The sequence below is a fragment of the Mycobacterium sp. 23 genome (genome assembly GCF_048287075.1).
GTDB classification, from domain to species: Bacteria; Actinomycetota; Actinomycetes; order Mycobacteriales; family Mycobacteriaceae; genus Mycobacterium; species Mycobacterium gordonae_B.
On sequence record NZ_JBLVUX010000005.1, the window covers coordinates 2,593,601 to 2,611,076 of the forward strand.

Genomic DNA, 17,476 nt, shown 5'->3' on the forward strand with positions numbered 1-17,476 from the left:
CTACGAGCCAAACGAGATTTCCAGCAGCATCTTCTTCTGCTCGGTGTATTCCTGTTCGCTCAGCAGTCCAGCGGCGCGCTGTCCGGCGAGGTCGCGGATCGCGGCGGCAACGCCGGTCATAACGGTCCGCGGCGCTGCTATCACCTCGACCTCCTCGGCCGGCGCATCCTCGTTGGAACCGATGAGCTGCGCCGCGGCGGCATTCTTCGGCCCGCCCGCGGCGGCCGACGGGCCTGGCATCGGTTGCCCGGCCATGGCGCCGATTCCCATCTGGTTCACCGTGTTTGCCACGTCGAACTCTGCCGCCGGCCCCGCTGCCGGATTCACACTCGCCAGCGGTGTGACCAGTGCAGCCGGCCGCACTTCGACTGCGGCAGTGGCGATTCGGGTCCAGCTAGCGGGCACCCGCAATCCCCCGACCATGTTCGCCTGGCCGAAGGCCGCTGACAGCGTCGGCGTGGGAATACCGTCAGAGGGCAGGTCCGCTGGGGGCGCCACCAACGGCTCTACCCCGTCCCACTCGCTGACGGTCTCATCGTCATCGGCACCGGAAACAGCGGTGAACGCGGCGAGAGGAAAATCCCCGAAGGTACCGATCACGTCTACCGGGACGACCGCGAGAAGGGCCGCCACGTCGATTGGCGTAATGAAAAAGAGATCGAGCAAGAGCGTCACGAGTTCTACCTCGGCCGGTACCGCCATCGCCGACAAGGCCTGCGGCACAACCGATATGGCACCTTGCATGTTGCCGGCGGGGGTGCCGATCTGGCTGATCGCGGCGGCTTGGCCGGCCATCCCGCCCGGGTCGGTGTTCTGGTGCGGAGGGGTAAAAGGGGTCAGCACCGACGCGGCTGCCGACGAAGCTGCGTAGTTGTACATCGCCAGGCTGTCCTGCGCCCACATCTCGGCGTAAAGCGCCTCGGTGGCCGCGATCGCCGGCGTGTTCTGCCCTAGGAAATTAGTCGCCACCAGCACCGCCAGCAGGCCGCGGTTGGCGGCGATCTCCGGTGGCGGCACTGTGGCTGCGAACGCCGCCTCGTAGGCGGCGACCGCGGTCCATGCTTGAGCGGCGGTCTGCTCCGCCCGCGCAGCGGTGGCGCTCAGCCATTCCACGTAGGAACCGGCCGCTGCGCTCATCGCCACGGACGACGGACCTGACCAAGCCCCTTCGGTGAGTTCGGACACCGCCGACTGATATCCGCTGATCGTCGTGTACAGCTGGTCCGCGACGCCCTGCCAGGCCTGTGCAGCCGCCAGCATCGGGCCCGCGCCTGGACCGGCATAGATCCGCCCGGAGTTGACCTCCGGCGGATAGATCCCGAAATCCATTGCTGCGCTTGCCTTTTCTCGATGACTACGACAGGTGCCCGACGGGCGGTTCAGCGACCGAGCAGCCGGTTCTTCTGTTCGGTGTATTCCTCGTCGGTCAAAATCCCCTCGTCGCGGAGCTTGGTGAATTCACGCAGCTCGGCCGCGACTCCGGTGACCACTGCCCGAGGCTTGTCGCTGGGTACCTCGCCGTTCTCACCATGCGCCGCCTTGTCACCGGCCGCGGCTCTGGTGCGAGCGGCCCCGGTTGCCTTCGTGACCTCTTTGCCGGCGCTTCGGCGGGTACCAACGGTTCCGGCCATTGCTCGTCCGGCCATGCCCGCCATCGCCATCTGGGCAAGCATGGTGCCTGTCCCGGCTCCCACCGCCGGTGCGGCGGCGGCGCCGGACGGGGTCCCGCCCAGCGCCGGCAGCGAGTACGCCACGGGGCGCACCGCCGGCGTTGCAGCGGTCCACGCTGCCGGCACCGACAACGCCCCGACGGCGTTCGCCTCGCCCAGTCCCGCCGACAACCTTTGCGCCGCGCCTGCCTGCAAGTTGAGCGGCGGCGACGGCAACGGCTTCACCGGCGCCACCTCCGAACCCGGAAAGGCCTCCACGTCATCCAAGTCGCTGAGGACCTCGTCGCTGTGTAGACCCACCAGGGTGCTGTAGACGGCCACCGGAAGACTCACCACCCCGAGCACACCGGCAGGCACGCCGATACCGAGGGTAGCGATTCCCCCCGCTACGCCGAAGGTGACGGCGGACAGATCGGCCAGCAGGGACAGGAGGAACAGTGGGTCCTCCGTGGCCGCTGCCGGGGCCGCCGCGCTCTGCAGCGCGCTGGGCACCGCGGAGAAGGCTTCTTGTACCCGGCTCCCCACGGTGCCGGCGATACCGTCGGCAGCGACAGCGGCGGCTTGGTTGGCCAGGCCCTCCGGGTCAGTGGTCTGCGGGGGCGGGTTGAACGGCGTCAGCGACGTCGACGAGGCCGATGAGGCCGCGTAGCCGTACATCGCCGCCGCGTCCTGGGCCCACATCTCCGCGTACTGCGCTTCGGTGGCTGCGATCGCCGGGGTGTTGATTCCGAATACATCGGTCGCGATCAGGATCATCAGTTGACTGCGGTTGGCTGCCACGATCGGCGGCGGAACCGTCGCGGAAAATGCGGTCTGGTAGGCCGCGGCCGCGGCCTTGGCCTGCGCGGAGGTTTCTTCGGCCTGTGCGGCGGTGACTCGCAACCACGCCGCGTACGACGCGGCCGCAGCGCTCATCGACGCCGACGACGGCCCCAGCCAGGGGCCGGCACTCAGTCCCGATACCACCGCCTGGTACGAATCAGCCGCCGAATTCAGGCCGGCGGCGAGCGCAGCCCATGCCTCGGACGCGACCAACAACGGTCCTGATCCGGGACCGGCAAACATCCGAGCCGAGTTGACCTCCGGCGGATAGCTTGCGAAATCCATAATTCAATGCTCCTCGAGGCACCGTGGTCAAAGGCTCATCGCGCTGCTCGTGGTCTGTCCGCCCCCAGCAAAATCACTGGAACGCCACGGTACATCCTTCAAACAGATCGTGCTTGCCGAGGCGTCAAAAAAATGGCCCGCGCACACCCGCGGATCAGCAACAATCCTTGCCGCGCCAGGCCAGCACGCCCTGCCACATCGCCACGCCCGCCACGGCCAGCCCGATCGCCGGGTCGATCCACCACCCAGCGGGCCAGGCCGCGGTGACGGCGAGTCCAACCAGCACCCCGGCGGCCTGCGTGGCGCACAGATAGTTCTGGGTCCCTTCCCCCTCGGTCGCGCCAGAGTGCAGCCGGGCACCGACGCGATGGTTGGCCCAACCCAGAACCGGCATCAGCACAAGGGCCAGCGCCGTCAGACCGATGCCGAGCACGGAGGCCTCCGCATGCTCTCCGCCCATGAAATGGCGGACCGATTCGGCGGCCACGTAGGGCGCCACCAACCAGAAGGACACCGCGACACCACGTTGGGCGCGCCGCTCGGCGGTCTGTGACAGGGTGCGGTCGCCGGTGAACCGCCAGAGCACCATCGCGCTGGCCAGTCCTTCGGATGCGCCACCCAGCGCCCACCCGGTCAGTGCGACCGATCCGACCGATAAGCCCTCCCACAGGCCCAGGCCGCCCTCTGTCAGCAACACAGCCAGGCTGATCCAGGCCAACCGGCGGGCCCAGACGACGTCGTGCTGCCAGTCTTCGGTGAGAACCACCGCGGGCGTCTCGGCACAGACCTCGTGATTGTGGGCGCCCGTGGCCATCTCCATCCCATGATGGTAGAGGCGGTGCGGCCACCGGGCGTGCAGGTACGCGCGGGGGCGGGCGTTAAGGTGCTGATGGTGCGCACCGACGACGACACCTGGGACCTGGCGTCCAGTGTGGGCGCGACGGCCACCATGGTGGCCGCGGGCCGCGCCCGGGCCAGCAGATCGGCGCTGATCGACGATCCCTTCGCCGAACCGCTGGTGCGCGCGGTCGGCATCGACTTCTTCACCCGATGGGCAAGCGGCGAACTCGACACCGCCGACGTCGACTTCCCCGACGCCCCCTGGGGCATGCAGCGCATGACCGACCAACAGGCCGCCCGCACCCGTCACATCGACCAGTTTTTCGTCGCCGGCCAGCAAGCAGGGATAGGGCAGGCCGTGATCCTGGCGTCCGGCCTCGACGCCCGAGGTTATCGCCTGCCTTGGGCCGCGGGCACGACCGTCTTCGAGATCGACGTCCCGCAGGTGATCGAATTCAAGGCCGCGACGCTGGCGGCCATCGGCGCCGTTGCCACTGCCGACGTGCGCGGTGTTCCAGTCGACCTGCGCGCAGACTGGCCGGCAGCGCTGCGCGGGGCCGGGTTCGACCCCACCCGGCCCACCGCCTGGGCCGCCGAGGGCCTGTTCGGCTACCTGCCGCCCACGGGCCAGGACCTGTTGCTGGACAACATCTCCGCGCTCAGCGCCGCCGGCAGCCGGCTGCTCGCCGAGGTGTTCTTCGCCGCTCCGGCCAGCCGGGAGCTGTACGACGCGATCTTCGCCCGGTGGTACGAGCACGGCCTCGACGTCGAAATGGACCGGCTGGGCTACTCCGGCGACCGCAACGACGTCGCGACCTACCTGCAGCGGCACGGCTGGCACGTCTCGCGCACCCTGCTCAACGAGCTGCTGGTCGCCAACGGGTTCCGGCCGCACGCCACCGGCCGGTCCACCGACGAAACCATGTTCACCGAGAACTACTACTGCACCGCGGTGCTGCCAGGGAGGCCCAGCTGATGCCGAACTCCGCCAAGCCGCTCGACGGCTTCCGGGTACTCGACTTCACCCAGAATGTGGCCGGGCCGCTGGCCGGTCAGATCCTGGCCGACCTGGGCGCCGAGGTCGTCAAGATCGAAGCGCCCGGCGGCGAACAGTCCCGGCGACTCACCTCGGTGCTGCCCGGCCGCCCGCCGCTGGCCACCTATTTCCTGCCGAACAACCGCGGCAAGAAATCGGTCGCGGTGGACCTGACTGACGAGGCGGCCAGACAGCAGATCCTGCGGCTTGCAGACACCGCCGACGTCGTCCTGGAAGGGTTCCGCCCCGGGGTGATGGAACGGCTGGGCCTGGGCCCCGACGAGTTGCGTGCCCGCAACCCCAAACTGATCTACGCGCGCCTGAGCGCGTTCGGGGGAAACGGCCCCAACGGCACCCGCCCGGGCGTCGACCTGATGGTGGCCGCCGAGGCAGGAATGTGCACCGGCATGGTCACGCCCACCGGCAAGCCTCAGATCATTCCGTTCCAGCTGGTCGACAACGCCAGCGGGCACGTGCTCGCGCAGGCGGTGCTGGCCGCGCTCCTCAATCGCGAGCGGCACGGGGTGGGTGATCTGGTGCAGGTCGCGATGTACGACGTCGCCGTCAGCCTGCAGGCCAACCAGCTGACCATTCATCTGAACAAGCCCAGCGAGCAACCCGCCAGGCCCACGCCTGCCGTGCCCCCGGCGAAGAAGCGCAAGGGAGTCGGCTTCGCCACGCAACCGTCAGACGCCTACCAAGCCTCCGACGGCTACCTGGTGATCAGCGCCTACGTGCCCAAGCACTGGGCGAAGCTGTGCGAGATCATCGGCCGCCCCGATCTGATCGACGACGAGCGGTTCGCCGATCAGCGCTCGCGAGCGATCAACTACCCCGAGTTGACCGACGAACTCGAATCGGCACTGGCCACCAAGACTGCCGCGGAATGGGTGCGACTGCTGCAGGAGGGTGGCCTGATGGCGTGTCTGGCCTACACCTGGAAGCAGGTGGTCGACACACCGTTGTTCGCCGAGAACGACCTGGCCCTGGAAGTGGGCAGCGGCGACGACACCATTACGGTCATCCGCACCCCGGCACGCTACTCGAGCTTCGACGCCCGGGTCACCGAGCTCCCTCCGGCCGCCGGCCAGCATAATGGTCAGTTTCTGACGTAGGTTTCTGACGCAGCCCTCACGTTCTCGCTGGAAAACGCCGCTTTCGGCACAATTCAGAAAGACCGCATCGCGAATCTTCTGAGGAATATTCAATTTCAAATCCTGAAGATTATTCAGTTTTCCTCTCACGCCATTTTATTGATAAAAATGCTGCAATTCTTCGGCGAATGGGATTAGGGTCCTTCTGTCTTCGACGAGATACCGACTACGGACGGGGTGTGCGGCAGCGATGTCCTTTACGACGATTGCCCCAGAGGCGCTGACGGCAGCGGCGGCGAACGTGCAGAACATCGCCTCGGCACTCGGGGACGCGAACGCGGCGGCCGCCGCCAGCACCACCGGAGTGCTGGCCGCGGGTGCCGACCAGGTCTCGACAGCGCTCGCGTCGCTGTTCTCCGGTCACGCCCTGGACTACCAGGCGGTCAGCGCCCAGGCGGCCCGGTTCCACTCGCAATTCACCCAGGCACTCGCCGGCGCGGCGAATTCCTACGCCGCGGCCGAGGCGGTCAACGCCGGCCCGCTGCAATCCATCGAGTCGCTGCTGTCGCGGCCGATCATCGGCAACGGGGCCGACGGCACCGCGGCCAGCCCCAACGGCCAGGACGGCGGCTGGCTGTACGGCAACGGCGGTAACGGCTACAACGGCGCGGGTGGCAACGGCGGGAGCGCCGGGCTGATCGGCAACGGCGGCGCAGGCGGCAGCGGGGCCAACGGCGCGGCCGGGACCGGTGCGGCCGGCGGCAGCGGCGGTTCTGGCGGGAGCGGCGGCTGGCTGTGGGGCAACGGTGGCGCGGGCGGCGCGGGCGGTATCGGCGGCACCGGTGCCACCGGCGCCGCGCACGTCACGGGTAGCCCCGGCGGCAATGGAGGAACCGGCGGCGCCGGTGGCGCCGCCGGCCTGTTCGGCACCGGCGGTGCGGGCGGTGCTGGAGGTGCCGCGGGGCAGGGCGGCGGCAGCACAGGCTCGCCCAGCAATCCAACCGGTGACGGTGGCACGGGCGGCGTCGGCGGTGCGGGCGGCGCGGGCGGCGCCGGCGGATGGCTCTACGGCCAGGGCGGGGCCGGCGGTGTCGGCGGTGCGGGCGGCACTGGCGGCACCGGCGCTGACGGCACCGAGTACCAGGTCCAAGCGTTCGGCGGGACCGGCGGGAACGGTGGTGTCGGCGGTACGGGCGGCGGCGGCGGGTCCGCGGGCCTGTTCGGCAACGGCGGGGCAGCCGGCCTCGGTGGTCGCGGCGGAGATGGTGGTGCGGGTGGGCTCGCCACCACTGACTGGTCCGGCAGCGGCGGATTCGGCGGCTACGGCGCGTCGGGCGGCAGTGGCGGCGTCGGGGGTGACGGTGGCTGGCTGCTGGGCACCGGTGGCGCCGGTGGCGGCGGCGGGCACGGCGGCACCGGCGGGGCCGGCGGTCTGGGCGTTACCGCGGCAAGCGGCGGCGATGGCGGCAGAGCCGGCGGCGGCGGCAACGGGGGTACCGGGGGCGGTGGCGGTCGGTTGTTCGGCACCGGCGGCGCCGGAGGTACGGGGGGCCTCGGCGGGAATGGCGGCGAGGCCGGCATCGCCGGCACCGTCGAGCCGAACGCAGGTGGCTCCGGCGGGCCCGAGGGCGGCAACGGCGGCGCCGGCGCCGGCGGCGGGCTAGGCGGTGCGGGTGGTACCGGCGGTTGGCTGTTCGGTGACGGTGGCGCGGGCGGAACGGGCGGTGCCGGTGGCCACGGCGCAGACGGCGCCGCCACCACCGTCAACTGGTCCAATCCTGGCGGTGACGGCGGGAACGGCGGCGCCGGCGCGACGGGCGGTAGGGGCGGAGCCAGCGGCTGGCTGATCGGTAGCGGTGGGGCCGGCGGGAACAGCGGCAACGGCGGCGGTGCCGGCAACGGCGGCGCGGGGATCGGCAGTTCGAACACAGGCGGCAACGGCGGCAGCGGCGGCGCCGGCGCCATCGGCGCAGCGGGCGCAGACTCCGGACGGTTATTCGGCACTGGCGGCAACGGCGGGACCGGCAGCACCGGCGGCGCCGCAGGCCAGGCCGGAACCGGCGGTCATGGCAACGGCGCCGCGGGCAGCGCCGGCGCCAACGGTGACGGCGGCGCCGGCGGGTCGGCGTGGGTGTTCGGCGACGGCGGCGACGGTGGCTACGGCCCGGTAGCCGGCGGCGCGGCGGGCCGAGCCGGATACCTGATCGGCGATGGTGGCGCCGGGGGCAGCGGCCTGCAGGGTGCGGCCGGGGCCGACGCCGGGCAAGTCTTCGGCACCGGAGGCCGCGGCGGCGACAGCTCCGCCGCCGCGACGGCCGGCGCCGCGGGCGGTCGCGGCGGCTACCTCTACGGCGTCGGCGGCGATGGAGGCAACGCCGGGGCCGGGGCGAACGGCGGCGCCGGCGGTAGCGGTGGCCTGCTGTTCGGCGACGGCGGCAGCGGTGGCAACGGCGGGGCCGGCGACAGCGGCACCGGCGGCAACGGCGGGGCCGCGGGCAGCGCCGGGCTGCTGATCGGCGACGGCGGCTCCGGCGGCAACGGCGCCCCCGGCGCCTACGGCTTCGACGGCGGGCTCGGCTCCCAGGGCGCGAGGGCCGGATACCTGACCGGCAACGGCGGCAACAGCGGCAACACCTTCACCGCCGGCGTATCCGGCCACGACGGCGGCGCGGCCGGCTTCATCGGCGGAAACGGCGGCAACGGCGGCGACTCAGGTGCTGGCGCGGCCGGCGGTCGCGGTGCCGACGCCGGCTGGCTGATCGGAGCCGGTGGCGACGGTGGCAACGCGGGCAACCTCGACGGCCCCAACCCCTCTGGCACCAACGGTGCCGACGGCGGTACCGGTGGTCGCGGCGGCTATCTGTACGGGGTAGGCGGCGACGGCGGCGACGGCGGGTCGGTGGAAGTCTCCGGCCACGGCGGTAACGGGGGTCAGGGCGGTTCCGTCGGGCTGTGGGGCAGCGGCGGCGACGGCGGTAACGGTGCGCGCGGTGGAGACGGCGGTGGCACCGCCGCCGGTGGCGGTGGTGGCACCGGCGGCACCGGCGGCACAGCCGGGCTCATCTACGGCGCGGGCGGCGACGGCGGCAACGGCGGAGCGGGCGGCACCACCTACTACACCGCCGGCACCGGCGCGACCGGCGGCGCCGGCGGCGCCGCCGGCAGCGGTTCGCACGGCGGATACCTCTGGGGCGTCGGCGGAAACGGTGGCAGCGGCGGCAACGGCGGCTACGGGATCGCCGGTAACGGCGTGCAGATCGCCGGCGGCAGTGCCGGCACCGCGGGCGCGGGAGGCGACGTGGGCCTGGTGGGTGTCGGTGGGGTCGGCGGCAACGGCGGCATCGGCGGCAGCGCCATCAACCTGTTCGGCAACGCCAGCCAGGCCGCCGGTGGCGCCGGCACCAACGGCGGCGACGGCGGCCACGGCGGATACCTCTGGGGTGTGGGCGGCGCCGGCGGCAACGGTGGCGACGCCGGCTTCGGCGGCAATGTCAGCTCGATCAACACCGCCGGCAACGGCGGAAACGGTGGTGACGTCGGCCTGGGCGGCATCGCCGGCAACGGCGGCGCCGGTGGTCATGGCAGCAACGCAGGATTGTCGAGCGGTCAAGGCGGCGCCGGCGGCGCCGGCGGCAACGGTGGCTCGACCGCCGGGCTGATCGGCTACGGCGGCGACGGCGGGGTGGGCGGCGCCGGCGGCAACGGTGGCAGCAACAGCCACAGCGGTGCCGGCGGCAACGGCGGCAACGGCGGAAACGCCGACAGCCTGGTCGGAATCGGCGGTGACGGAGCGGCCGGCGGCATCGCTGGAACGGGCGGGGCCGCGGCGGACGACGGGACCGCCGGCGCAGCTGGTAGCGGCGGCCTCATCGGAATATCCGGCAAGGCGGGCTAGCTTAACTGGTTGAAATCGACGTCGCGGATCCAGCTGAGGTCGGGCAACGGCGTACGGCTGATGCGCTGCGCCTCCTCCGGCTCCAGTCCGAAGAGCCTGAGCAGGCTGTCGACCACGTCGTCTATCGTCTCCTCGTCGTCGCGGGCCGGCTGGTCATAAACCAACTGGCCGAGCGCCAGTAGCGATCCCGCGCCGAGCACCATCGCCAGCTCGGGGTCCTTGATCGTGAACCGCCCGGCCGCCGCGGCCGCGCCGATGTCCCGGACACCGCGCGGACCCAGCCCCTTCTCCGACATGATCAGCGGCATGCCCAGCGCGAGCCCGATCCGGCTTTCCTTCGGGCGCAGCCGGAACATCCGGCCCGTCAAGCGGAATCGGGCGGCGAACTTCTCCGCCGGATCCTCGACGGCGTCCGTCAGGGCGTCCAGCAGACCCGCCTGAGCGTCGATCACGTCGACGATGGCCGCCCGGAAGAGTTCTTCCTTGCTGTCGAAGTGGTTGTAGAACGATCCGACGCCGACATCGGCGACCACACAGATGTCCTGCACCGGCACCTCGAGCTGACCGTCGGCGATGAAAGTCCGGGCGGCCGTGATCAGTGCGGCACGGGTGCGCTGCTTGCGGAGGTCCATGCGACTGGGCGATTTGTCGGTGGCCATATTCCTCTCCCGGTAGGCGGCGACCTCACCTTAGATCAGGAGTGGGGACTCTCACCGAACACCAACGTTGCGCGGGCCGGGCCCGCCGCGGTAGCCGGCTTTCTTTGAATTACGAATGAATCAGCGTGGGATTTGCCGAATTGCCGGGGGTCACATGGACCATTTGGTCAGGCGTCGGTAGTCGGATTCAAAGAATTTGCTGATCACAAATATATGGCGAATCCGGGTTGCCGATGCCGGGTGGACACCCGATACACCCCACCTGTTCACGCCGGTTCGATTGCCTGAGCGGACCGGCCCTGAGGAGACTCATGCAGAAGCTCGTGCCCAACCTTCGTTACGACGTCCCGGCGTCGCTGGTCGTCTTCCTGGTGGCGCTGCCACTGTCGCTGGGTATCGCGATCGCGTCGGGGGCACCACTGATGGCCGGGCTGATCGCCGCGGTGAGCGGGGGCATCATCGCCGGCTCGGTCGGCGGGTCGGTGCTACAGGTCAGCGGACCGGCCGCGGGTCTGACCGTGGTGGTGGCCGGGTTGATCGACGAGTTCGGCTGGGAAATGACGTGCGTAATCACCGTCTGCGCGGGCGCTGTGCAGATCCTGCTGGGCCTGGTGCGGGTGGCGCGTGCCGCGCTCGCCGTGGCCCCGGTGGTGGTGCACGCCATGCTGGCCGGTATCGGAGTCACCATCGTGCTGCAGCAGATTCACGTGCTGCTGGGCGGATCGTCGCGCAGTTCCGCGTGGGCGAACATCGAGGCGCTGCCCAGCGGAATCATGAACCACGAGTTGCACGAAGTGATCGTCGGCAGCGTTGTGATCGCCATCCTGCTGCTGTGGCCGAAGCTGCCAGCCAAGGTCAGGTTCATCCCGGGCGCCCTGGTGGCCATCGTGGCGGCTACCGCCTTGTCACTGGTGGTGAACCTGGACGTCGAGCGAATCAAACTGTCAGGCAACTTCTTCGAGGCCATCGGCCTGCCGCACCTACCGCCGCTGGCGCCGGGTGGGCACCCGTGGACCCAGGAGATCGGCGCCGTCGCACTGGGAGTGGTGACGGTCGCCCTGATCGCCAGCGTCGAGTCGCTGCTGTCCGCGGTCGGCATCGACAAGCTGCACAGCGGACCGCGCACCAACTTTAACCGGGAGATGCTCGGACAGGGCAGCGCCAACGTCGTCTCCGGACTGCTCGGCGGCTTACCGGTCACCGGCGTCATCGTGCGCAGCTCCACCAACGTGGCCGCGGGTGCCCGCACCCGCACATCGGCGGTGTTGCACGGCATCTGGATCCTGCTGTTCGCGTCGCTGCTCACCAACCTGGTGGAGCTGATCCCGAAGGCGGCGCTGGCCGGCCTGCTCATCGTCATCGGCATTCAGCTCATCAAACTGGCCCACATCAGGGTCGCGGTGCGCACCGGCAACTTCGTGATCTACGCCATCACCATCGTCTGCGTGGTGTTCCTCAACCTGCTGGAAGGCGTGGCGATCGGTCTTGCCATCGCGATCCTGTTTCTGCTGGTGCGCCTCGTACGCGCTCCCATCGAGGCCCGGCCGATCGGGGGCGAATCCAAGCAGTGGCATGTGGACATCGACGGCACCCTCAGTTTTCTGCTGCTGCCCCGGCTGACCAATGTGCTCTCCACGCTGCCGCCGGGCAGCGATGTCACCCTCAACCTCAATGCCGACTACATCGATCACTCGATCTCCGAGGCGATTTCGGACTGGAAGGCCTCCCATGAGGCGACCGGCGGAGCGGTGCACATCGTCGAGACATCGCCGGCGAATCTGTCGAGCGCGCACAGCAGCCCACCCAAACGGCACTACACCGCGCGGTCGCTGCGCGAGGCGCCCTGGCCATCGCGGCGTGACAGCAACGGCGAAGGCACCGACGCGTCTATCCTCGACGGCGTCAAGCAATATCACCGCAACGGCGTCGGGGCGCTGCACCGCCATGTGGCGGAGCTGGTCGGTTCGCCCAACCCGGACACCCTGTTTCTCACCTGCGCCGACTCCCGCATCCTGCCGGACACCATCACCGCCAGCCGTCCCGGCGACCTCTACATCGTCCGCAATGTGGGCAATCTGGTGCCCACCGATCCGGCCGAGCGCTCGGTGGACGCCGCGCTGGACTTCGCGGTCAACCAGCTTGGCGTGAGTTACGTTGTCGTCTGCGGACATTCGTCCTGCCGCGCGATGCAGGTGGTGCTGAACGACGACGCCGGTGTGACCGACCGTCCGATCGGCCGCTGGTTGCAGTACGCCGAAGACAGCCTGGTTGCCTACCGGGACAATCACCCCGCCCGGATCAGCAGCACATCCAACGGCTTCACCTTCAGCGAACTCGACCAGCTGTCGATCGTGAACGTCGCCATGCAGGTGCAGCGACTCACGCGGCATCCCATCCTGGCGCCGTTGGTGGCGTCCGGGCAACTGCGCGTCGTCGGCATATTCTTCGATTTTGCGACCGTCCACGTGCACGAGGTGAACGAACACGGCATCGTGCACGCGGAACCGGCTCGCGAAGCGGTGGCGTCAGCCGTTCGGTAAACGCACGACCTGCACAAAGAATTCATCGATCTGGCGGACCGCATTCATGAACTGGTCCAGGTCGACCGGCTTGGTGACATAAGCGTTGGCGTGGAGTTTGTAGCTGCGCAGAATGTCTTCTTCGGCCGAAGACGTGGTCAGCACGACGACCGGGATACGGCTCAGTTCGGGGTCGGACTTGATCTTCTCCAGCAGGTGCCGGCCGTCGTACTTCGGCAGGTTGAGGTCGAGCAGGATCAGATCCGGACGGGGCGCGTGTTCGTAGGCGCCGCGGCGGTAGAGGTAGTTCAGGCCTTCCTCACCGTCGTGCGCCACGTGCAGGCGGTTGTTGAGTTTGTTGTGCTCGAACGCTTCCCGGGTGATCAGTTCGTCGCCGGGGTCGTCTTCTACGAGCAGGATGTCGATTGCGCGGCCGGGTGATGTCATGCGTCTGCTCCTTTTGAAATGGCCTCAGCGTTGGTGTCAGCGATGGGAAGCGTGAATTCGAATCGCGTTCCATCGGTGTAAGAGGTGTCGATCCACACGGTCCCGCCGTGGTGCTCAACGATCTTCTTGCACATCGCCAGCCCCAGCCCGGTTCCACCATAGGTGTCCCGGCCGTGCAGGCGCTGGAAGATGATGAAGACCTTACCGACGAACTCCTCCGGGATTCCGATGCCATTGTCGGACACGCTGAAAACCCAGTTGTCGGTGTGGTTGCCGGCACCCCGGCGGTACGCGATCTCGATGCGCGGCGCCCGGTCTTCGCGGCGGAATTTCACGGCATTGCCGATGAGGTTCTGCCACAGCATGGTCAGCAACGTCGGATCACCGAAGACCTGCGGCAGCGGCTGCCCGGGGTGAACCACCTCGGCCCCGGATTCCTCGATCGCCGCGCCGAGGTTGGCGATCGCCGTGTCCAAGGCCGTGCCGAGTTCCACCTTGGTGTACTTGGTGTTGAGGCGGCCGACCCGGGAGAAGCTGAGCAGATCGTTGATCAGCACCTGCATCCGCTTGGCCCCGTCGACGGCAAAGGCGATGTACTGGGTGCCCCGTTCGTCGAGCTGGTCGCCGTAGCGCTTCTCCAGTAGCTGACAGAACGACGCCACCTTGCGCAACGGTTCCTGCAGGTCGTGCGACGCGACGTAAGCGAACTGTTCGAGCTCGGCATTGGACCGGCGCAACTCGGCCGCCTGCTCGTCGAGCCGCTCCTGCGCCGACTGCGACGCCTCCAGTTCAGCCACGATCCGCTGCCGCATGTTCTCCACGTCGACGGCGATGCCCCGGATATCCGCGGGCCGGCGCGGCGGCTCGATGGTGTCGCTGAAGTGGCCGTCGGTGATCTGCCGACACGATGCGGCCAGCCTGGCCAGCGGGCGGGTCACCGCGCGCTGCACCAGGAACCCCAGCAGGCCGGCCGTGGCGACGAAGATGAGCACCATGGCGCCCAGCACCCGGTCACGCCAGTCGTTCATGCGCACGAGCCTGGCCGCTCCCTGTTCGCGGGCCTGGGTGAGATGGTCGTTCTGGGTGGTGAAAAGTTGCCGTATGTAGTCGAATTCGGCTTTGCCCAGTGCCGCCGTCGGGGCCGGAACGACCGTGGGAGTTTTCGGGGTCACCTTCGCGATGAGCGGCTCGGCATAGTCTTTGCGCCAGCTGGCCGCGGCGGCCTCGATGGCGTCCAGGTCGGAGATCAGCTTCGGGTTCCGGGCAACCCGGCTCCGGAGCTCTTGGGCGACACCCTTTTCGGCGGCCACTCCCTCGTAATACGGGACGAGAAACTGTTTGTCGGCGGAGATCAGGTAGCCCCGCAGCCCCGTTTCCTGATCACGCAACGCCGACTGCAGCTGATAGGCCGCCACCCGCGCCGGCTGGATGTTGTCCCTCAGTTCGCGCGCCAGCTCGTCGGTGCGCTCCAGCAGTACCGCGCCGATGACCGCACCCAGCAACACCAGAAGGCCCATCGTAGAGAGCACGACGGCCAGCCACCCGCGCACGGTGAGCCGCTTCTTCGGCAGCGAACCCGACGCGTCGTTCCTCACGGGCGCCCGGTCCGCTGCACCCGCACCACCGCGATGTCGTCAGTAAGCCCGCCCTGGTCCTGAGCCAGCTCCTGCGCCCCGTCGATGAGCGCGTCGACGAACTCCGCGCCGCCCAGGTGCGCGTGCCCACGCGCGAGCGCCAGCAACCCGTCCTCGCCGAGCCGGCGTGGGCCGCGCCCCGCGTACCCCTCGAAGAGCCCGTCGGTGAGCAGCAGCAACCCGTGCCCGGCCGGTACCTCCAGCTCGTGCTGCGGCCAGTCGCTGCCGCGCAGGCCCAGCGCCGGACCGTGCGGCGGCTCGATCCACTCCACTGAACCCGGGCCGTGCAGCAACATTCCCGGATGCCCCGCGCGAATCGCGGTGATGGCCCCTCGAGCGGGGATCGCCAGGCTCAGCACGGAGGCGAAGACGCCGTTCTCGGCACGTTCGGCGTGCAGCACCCGTTCCAGCTGACGCATCTGCTCGACTCCGTGGATTCCGGTGAAAGTCAATGTGCGCCAAGCGATCCGCAGCGCCGCGCCGAGCGCCGCCTCGTCTGGCCCGTGCCCGGCGACGTCGCCGATCAGCACGTGGGTGACCCGGTCCGGCGTCTGCACCACGTCGTAGAAGTCGCCGCACAGCAGGGCGTTCTCCCGGCTCGGCCGGTACCGGGCCACGATGTCGACGCCCGGGTCGTCCAGCAACAGCGGAGACGGCAGCAGGCCGCGCTCGAGCAGCGCGTTCTCCCGCGCGCGCAGCTGGCTGGCGTGTAGGTCGGCGGCGATCAACTCGGCACGCTTGCGTTCTATCGCGTAGAACAGCGCGCGCCGCAGCATCTCGGGTTCGACGCGGCCCTTGACCAGGTAGTCCTGGGCGCCGGCGGCGACCGCGGACGCACCGAAGTACTCGTCGTTGAGACCGGTCAGGACGACGATCGGCACGGTGGCGTCGCTCTTGAGGATGCGGTCCAGCGCGTCGATCCCGTTCGCGTCGGGCAGGTTCAGGTCGAGCAGGACGCAGTCGGGACGGGCCGAGGCTAGCTGACGCTCGGCGTGCTCCATCGACTGCGCCCACACCACCTCGATGTCGGCGACGGTGTCGGCGATCAATTCCTCGACCAGCACGGCGTCCGCGCGGTCGTCTTCGACCAGGAGCAATGACAGCGATTGCCAACTCGCCGCCGGGTCCAATGGACCAGCCACCGTCATGAAAGACCCGTCTTTTCCGGGTGCGCAGGCGCCATTGGATCAGTCACCTCACACCCCCCTGGGCAGTGCAAACAATTGAGCGGCACGACAGCGCGACGGCGACGGCGAATACACCGACACCGGCCCTGCGCGTTCGTTGCCACCCCGACTGGCTGCTCAATCGCGGGGACTTGGTCGTCAGCTGGATAATAGGCGGTTGGACTGGGGTTTTCTCCCCAGTTGAGGAAACTGCATTTTTTGTGCCGGCGCTCCGTTCAGCGCAGCAGCGCCCGTGACATGACCACCCGCTGAATCTGGTTGGTGCCCTCGTAGATCTGGGTGATCTTGGCGTCACGCATCATGCGCTCGACCGGGAAGTCGACGGTGTATCCGGCGCCGCCGAACAGCTGCACGGCGTCGGTGGTGACCTCCATCGCCACATCGGACGCCAGACACTTCGACGCCGCGGAGATAAAGCCGAGGTTGCCTTCACCGCGTTCGGCACGCGCCGCCGCGGAGTAGACCATCAACCGCGCGGACTCCACCTTCATGGCCATGTCGGCGATCATGAACTGCACCGCCTGGAAGTCGCTGATCGACTGGCCGAACTGCTTGCGGTCCTTGGTGTAGGCGATGGCGGCGTCCAGCGCGCCCTGGGCGATGCCGACCGCCTGCGCCCCGATCGTCGGGCGGGTGTGGTCCAACGTGGCCAGCGCCGTCTTGAACCCGGTGCCGGGATCGCCGATGATCCGGTCGCCCGGGATCCGGCAGTTCTCGAAGTACAACTCCGTGGTGGGCGAGCCCTTGATGCCGAGCTTGCGCTCCTTTGGGCCGATGGTGAAGCCTTCGTCGTCGATGTGCACCATGAACGCCGAGATGCCGTTGGCGCCCTTGTCCGGGTCGGTCACCGCCATGACGGTGTACCAGGACGACTTGCCGCCGTTGGTGATCCACGCCTTGGCGCCGTTGAGAATCCAGTCGTCGCCGTCGGCCTTGGCCCGGGTGCGCATGGAGGCGGCGTCCGAGCCGGCCTCGCGTTCGCTCAGCGCGTAGGAGGCCAATGCCGAGCCGTCCGCGATCGAGGGCAGCACCTGCTTCTTCAGATCGTCGGAGCCGCGCAGGATCAGGCCCATGGTGCCCAGCTTGTTGACCGCGGGAATCAGCGAAGCCGAGGCGTCGACGCGGGCCACCTCCTCGATGACGATGCAGGCCGCCACCGAGTCCGCGCCCTGGCCGCCGAATTCCTCGGGGACGTGCACGGCGTTGAAGCCTGAGGCGGTCAGCGCGTCCAATGCCTCCTGCGGGAACCGGGAATTCTCGTCAACATCGGCGGCGTGCGGCGCGATCTCCTTTTCGGCCAGCGCGCGAATCGCGGCCCGCAACTCCTGGTGTTCCTCCGGCAACTGGAACAAATCGAACGACGCGTCTCCGGCCCAACCAGCCATCTT

Annotated in this window: 12 protein-coding genes; 4 read left to right on the forward strand and 8 right to left on the reverse strand. The window is 69.2% G+C overall.

The features are described from left to right. The 3 genes from ACNQS7_RS13300 to ACNQS7_RS13310 form a co-directional block, all read right to left on the reverse strand. Nucleotides 1–1,329 (reverse strand): PPE family protein, encoded by a 1,329-nt coding sequence (locus tag ACNQS7_RS13300; RefSeq protein ID WP_418012896.1) that lies wholly within the window; start codon nt 1,327–1,329, stop codon nt 1–3. A 50-nt stretch (nt 1,330–1,379) separates the two neighbouring features. Then, nucleotides 1,380–2,777, reverse strand: a complete 1,398-nt coding sequence (locus tag ACNQS7_RS13305; protein WP_418012897.1) for a PPE family protein, SVP subgroup — start codon at nt 2,775–2,777, stop codon at nt 1,380–1,382. A gap of 154 nt (nt 2,778–2,931) precedes the next feature. Then, complete coding sequence (locus tag ACNQS7_RS13310) at nt 2,932–3,597, reverse strand: cation transporter (protein WP_418012898.1); 666 nt, start codon at nt 3,595–3,597, stop codon at nt 2,932–2,934. A 69-nt stretch (nt 3,598–3,666) separates the two neighbouring features. On the opposite strand from ACNQS7_RS13310, the gene ACNQS7_RS13315 reads away from it, so the two are divergent. From ACNQS7_RS13315 to ACNQS7_RS13325, 3 genes are all read left to right on the forward strand, one after another. Then, complete coding sequence (locus ACNQS7_RS13315; RefSeq protein WP_418015984.1) at nt 3,667–4,593, forward strand: class I SAM-dependent methyltransferase; 927 nt, start codon at nt 3,667–3,669, stop codon at nt 4,591–4,593. Next, entirely contained in the window at nt 4,593–5,768 is a 1,176-nt protein-coding gene (locus tag ACNQS7_RS13320) for a CoA transferase (protein WP_418012899.1), read from the forward strand. Before ACNQS7_RS13315 ends, ACNQS7_RS13320 begins: the two co-directional genes overlap by 1 nt. Nucleotides 5,769–5,997: 229 nt before the next feature. Beyond that, entirely contained in the window at nt 5,998–9,642 is a 3,645-nt protein-coding gene (locus tag ACNQS7_RS13325) for a PE family protein (protein WP_418012900.1), read from the forward strand. Here ACNQS7_RS13325 and ACNQS7_RS13330 read toward each other — a convergent pair. Next, complete coding sequence (locus ACNQS7_RS13330) at nt 9,639–10,301, reverse strand: TetR/AcrR family transcriptional regulator (RefSeq protein WP_418012901.1); 663 nt, start codon at nt 10,299–10,301, stop codon at nt 9,639–9,641. The genes ACNQS7_RS13325 and ACNQS7_RS13330 overlap by 4 nt on opposite strands. Nucleotides 10,302–10,612: 311 nt before the next feature. Here ACNQS7_RS13330 and ACNQS7_RS13335 point away from each other — a divergent pair, with 311 nt between their 5' ends. Next, entirely contained in the window at nt 10,613–12,841 is a 2,229-nt protein-coding gene (locus ACNQS7_RS13335; RefSeq protein WP_418012902.1) for a SulP family inorganic anion transporter, read from the forward strand. On the opposite strand, the gene ACNQS7_RS13340 is transcribed toward ACNQS7_RS13335, so the two are convergent. From ACNQS7_RS13340 to ACNQS7_RS13355, 4 genes are all read right to left on the reverse strand, one after another. Further along, nucleotides 12,827–13,267, reverse strand: coding sequence for a response regulator (locus ACNQS7_RS13340; RefSeq protein ID WP_205876722.1), 441 nt, complete (start codon nt 13,265–13,267; stop codon nt 12,827–12,829). The two genes, ACNQS7_RS13335 and ACNQS7_RS13340, sit on opposite strands and share 15 nt — an antisense overlap. Then, nucleotides 13,264–14,784 (reverse strand): sensor histidine kinase, encoded by a 1,521-nt coding sequence (locus ACNQS7_RS13345; RefSeq protein WP_418015985.1) that lies wholly within the window; start codon nt 14,782–14,784, stop codon nt 13,264–13,266. The genes ACNQS7_RS13340 and ACNQS7_RS13345 overlap by 4 nt, the downstream gene beginning before the upstream one ends. A gap of 74 nt (nt 14,785–14,858) precedes the next feature. Further along, nucleotides 14,859–16,049 carry a PP2C family protein-serine/threonine phosphatase gene (locus ACNQS7_RS13350; RefSeq protein WP_418012903.1) on the reverse strand — a complete coding sequence of 397 codons (1,191 nt, stop codon included), beginning with the start codon at nt 16,047–16,049 and terminating at the stop codon, nt 14,859–14,861. 254 nt (nt 16,050–16,303) lie between these two features. After that, the gene (locus tag ACNQS7_RS13355) at nt 16,304–17,473 is read right to left on the reverse strand and encodes an acyl-CoA dehydrogenase (RefSeq protein WP_418012904.1); all 1,170 of its coding nucleotides are present in this window, start codon (nt 17,471–17,473) and stop codon (nt 16,304–16,306) included. Nucleotides 17,474–17,476: the final 3 nt, after the last annotated feature.

Excerpts from the sequence above, each read along its gene's own strand:
- ACNQS7_RS13300 (WP_418012896.1), bottom strand. The coding sequence starts at position 1,329 with ATGGATTTCGGGATCTATCCGCCGGAGGTCAACTCCGGGCGGATCTAT.
- ACNQS7_RS13305 (WP_418012897.1), bottom strand. The coding sequence starts at position 2,777 with ATGGATTTCGCAAGCTATCCGCCGGAGGTCAACTCGGCTCGGATGTTT.
- ACNQS7_RS13310 (WP_418012898.1), bottom strand. The coding sequence starts at position 3,597 with ATGGAGATGGCCACGGGCGCCCACAATCACGAGGTCTGTGCCGAGACG.
- ACNQS7_RS13315 (WP_418015984.1), top strand. The coding sequence starts at position 3,667 with ATGGTGCGCACCGACGACGACACCTGGGACCTGGCGTCCAGTGTGGGC.
- ACNQS7_RS13320 (WP_418012899.1), top strand. The coding sequence starts at position 4,593 with ATGCCGAACTCCGCCAAGCCGCTCGACGGCTTCCGGGTACTCGACTTC.
- ACNQS7_RS13325 (WP_418012900.1), top strand. The coding sequence starts at position 5,998 with ATGTCCTTTACGACGATTGCCCCAGAGGCGCTGACGGCAGCGGCGGCG.
- ACNQS7_RS13330 (WP_418012901.1), bottom strand. The coding sequence starts at position 10,301 with ATGGCCACCGACAAATCGCCCAGTCGCATGGACCTCCGCAAGCAGCGC.
- ACNQS7_RS13335 (WP_418012902.1), top strand. The coding sequence starts at position 10,613 with ATGCAGAAGCTCGTGCCCAACCTTCGTTACGACGTCCCGGCGTCGCTG.
- ACNQS7_RS13340 (WP_205876722.1), bottom strand. The coding sequence starts at position 13,267 with ATGACATCACCCGGCCGCGCAATCGACATCCTGCTCGTAGAAGACGAC.
- ACNQS7_RS13345 (WP_418015985.1), bottom strand. The coding sequence starts at position 14,784 with ATGGGCCTTCTGGTGTTGCTGGGTGCGGTCATCGGCGCGGTACTGCTG.
- ACNQS7_RS13350 (WP_418012903.1), bottom strand. The coding sequence starts at position 16,049 with ATGACGGTGGCTGGTCCATTGGACCCGGCGGCGAGTTGGCAATCGCTG.
- ACNQS7_RS13355 (WP_418012904.1), bottom strand. The coding sequence starts at position 17,473 with ATGGCTGGTTGGGCCGGAGACGCGTCGTTCGATTTGTTCCAGTTGCCG.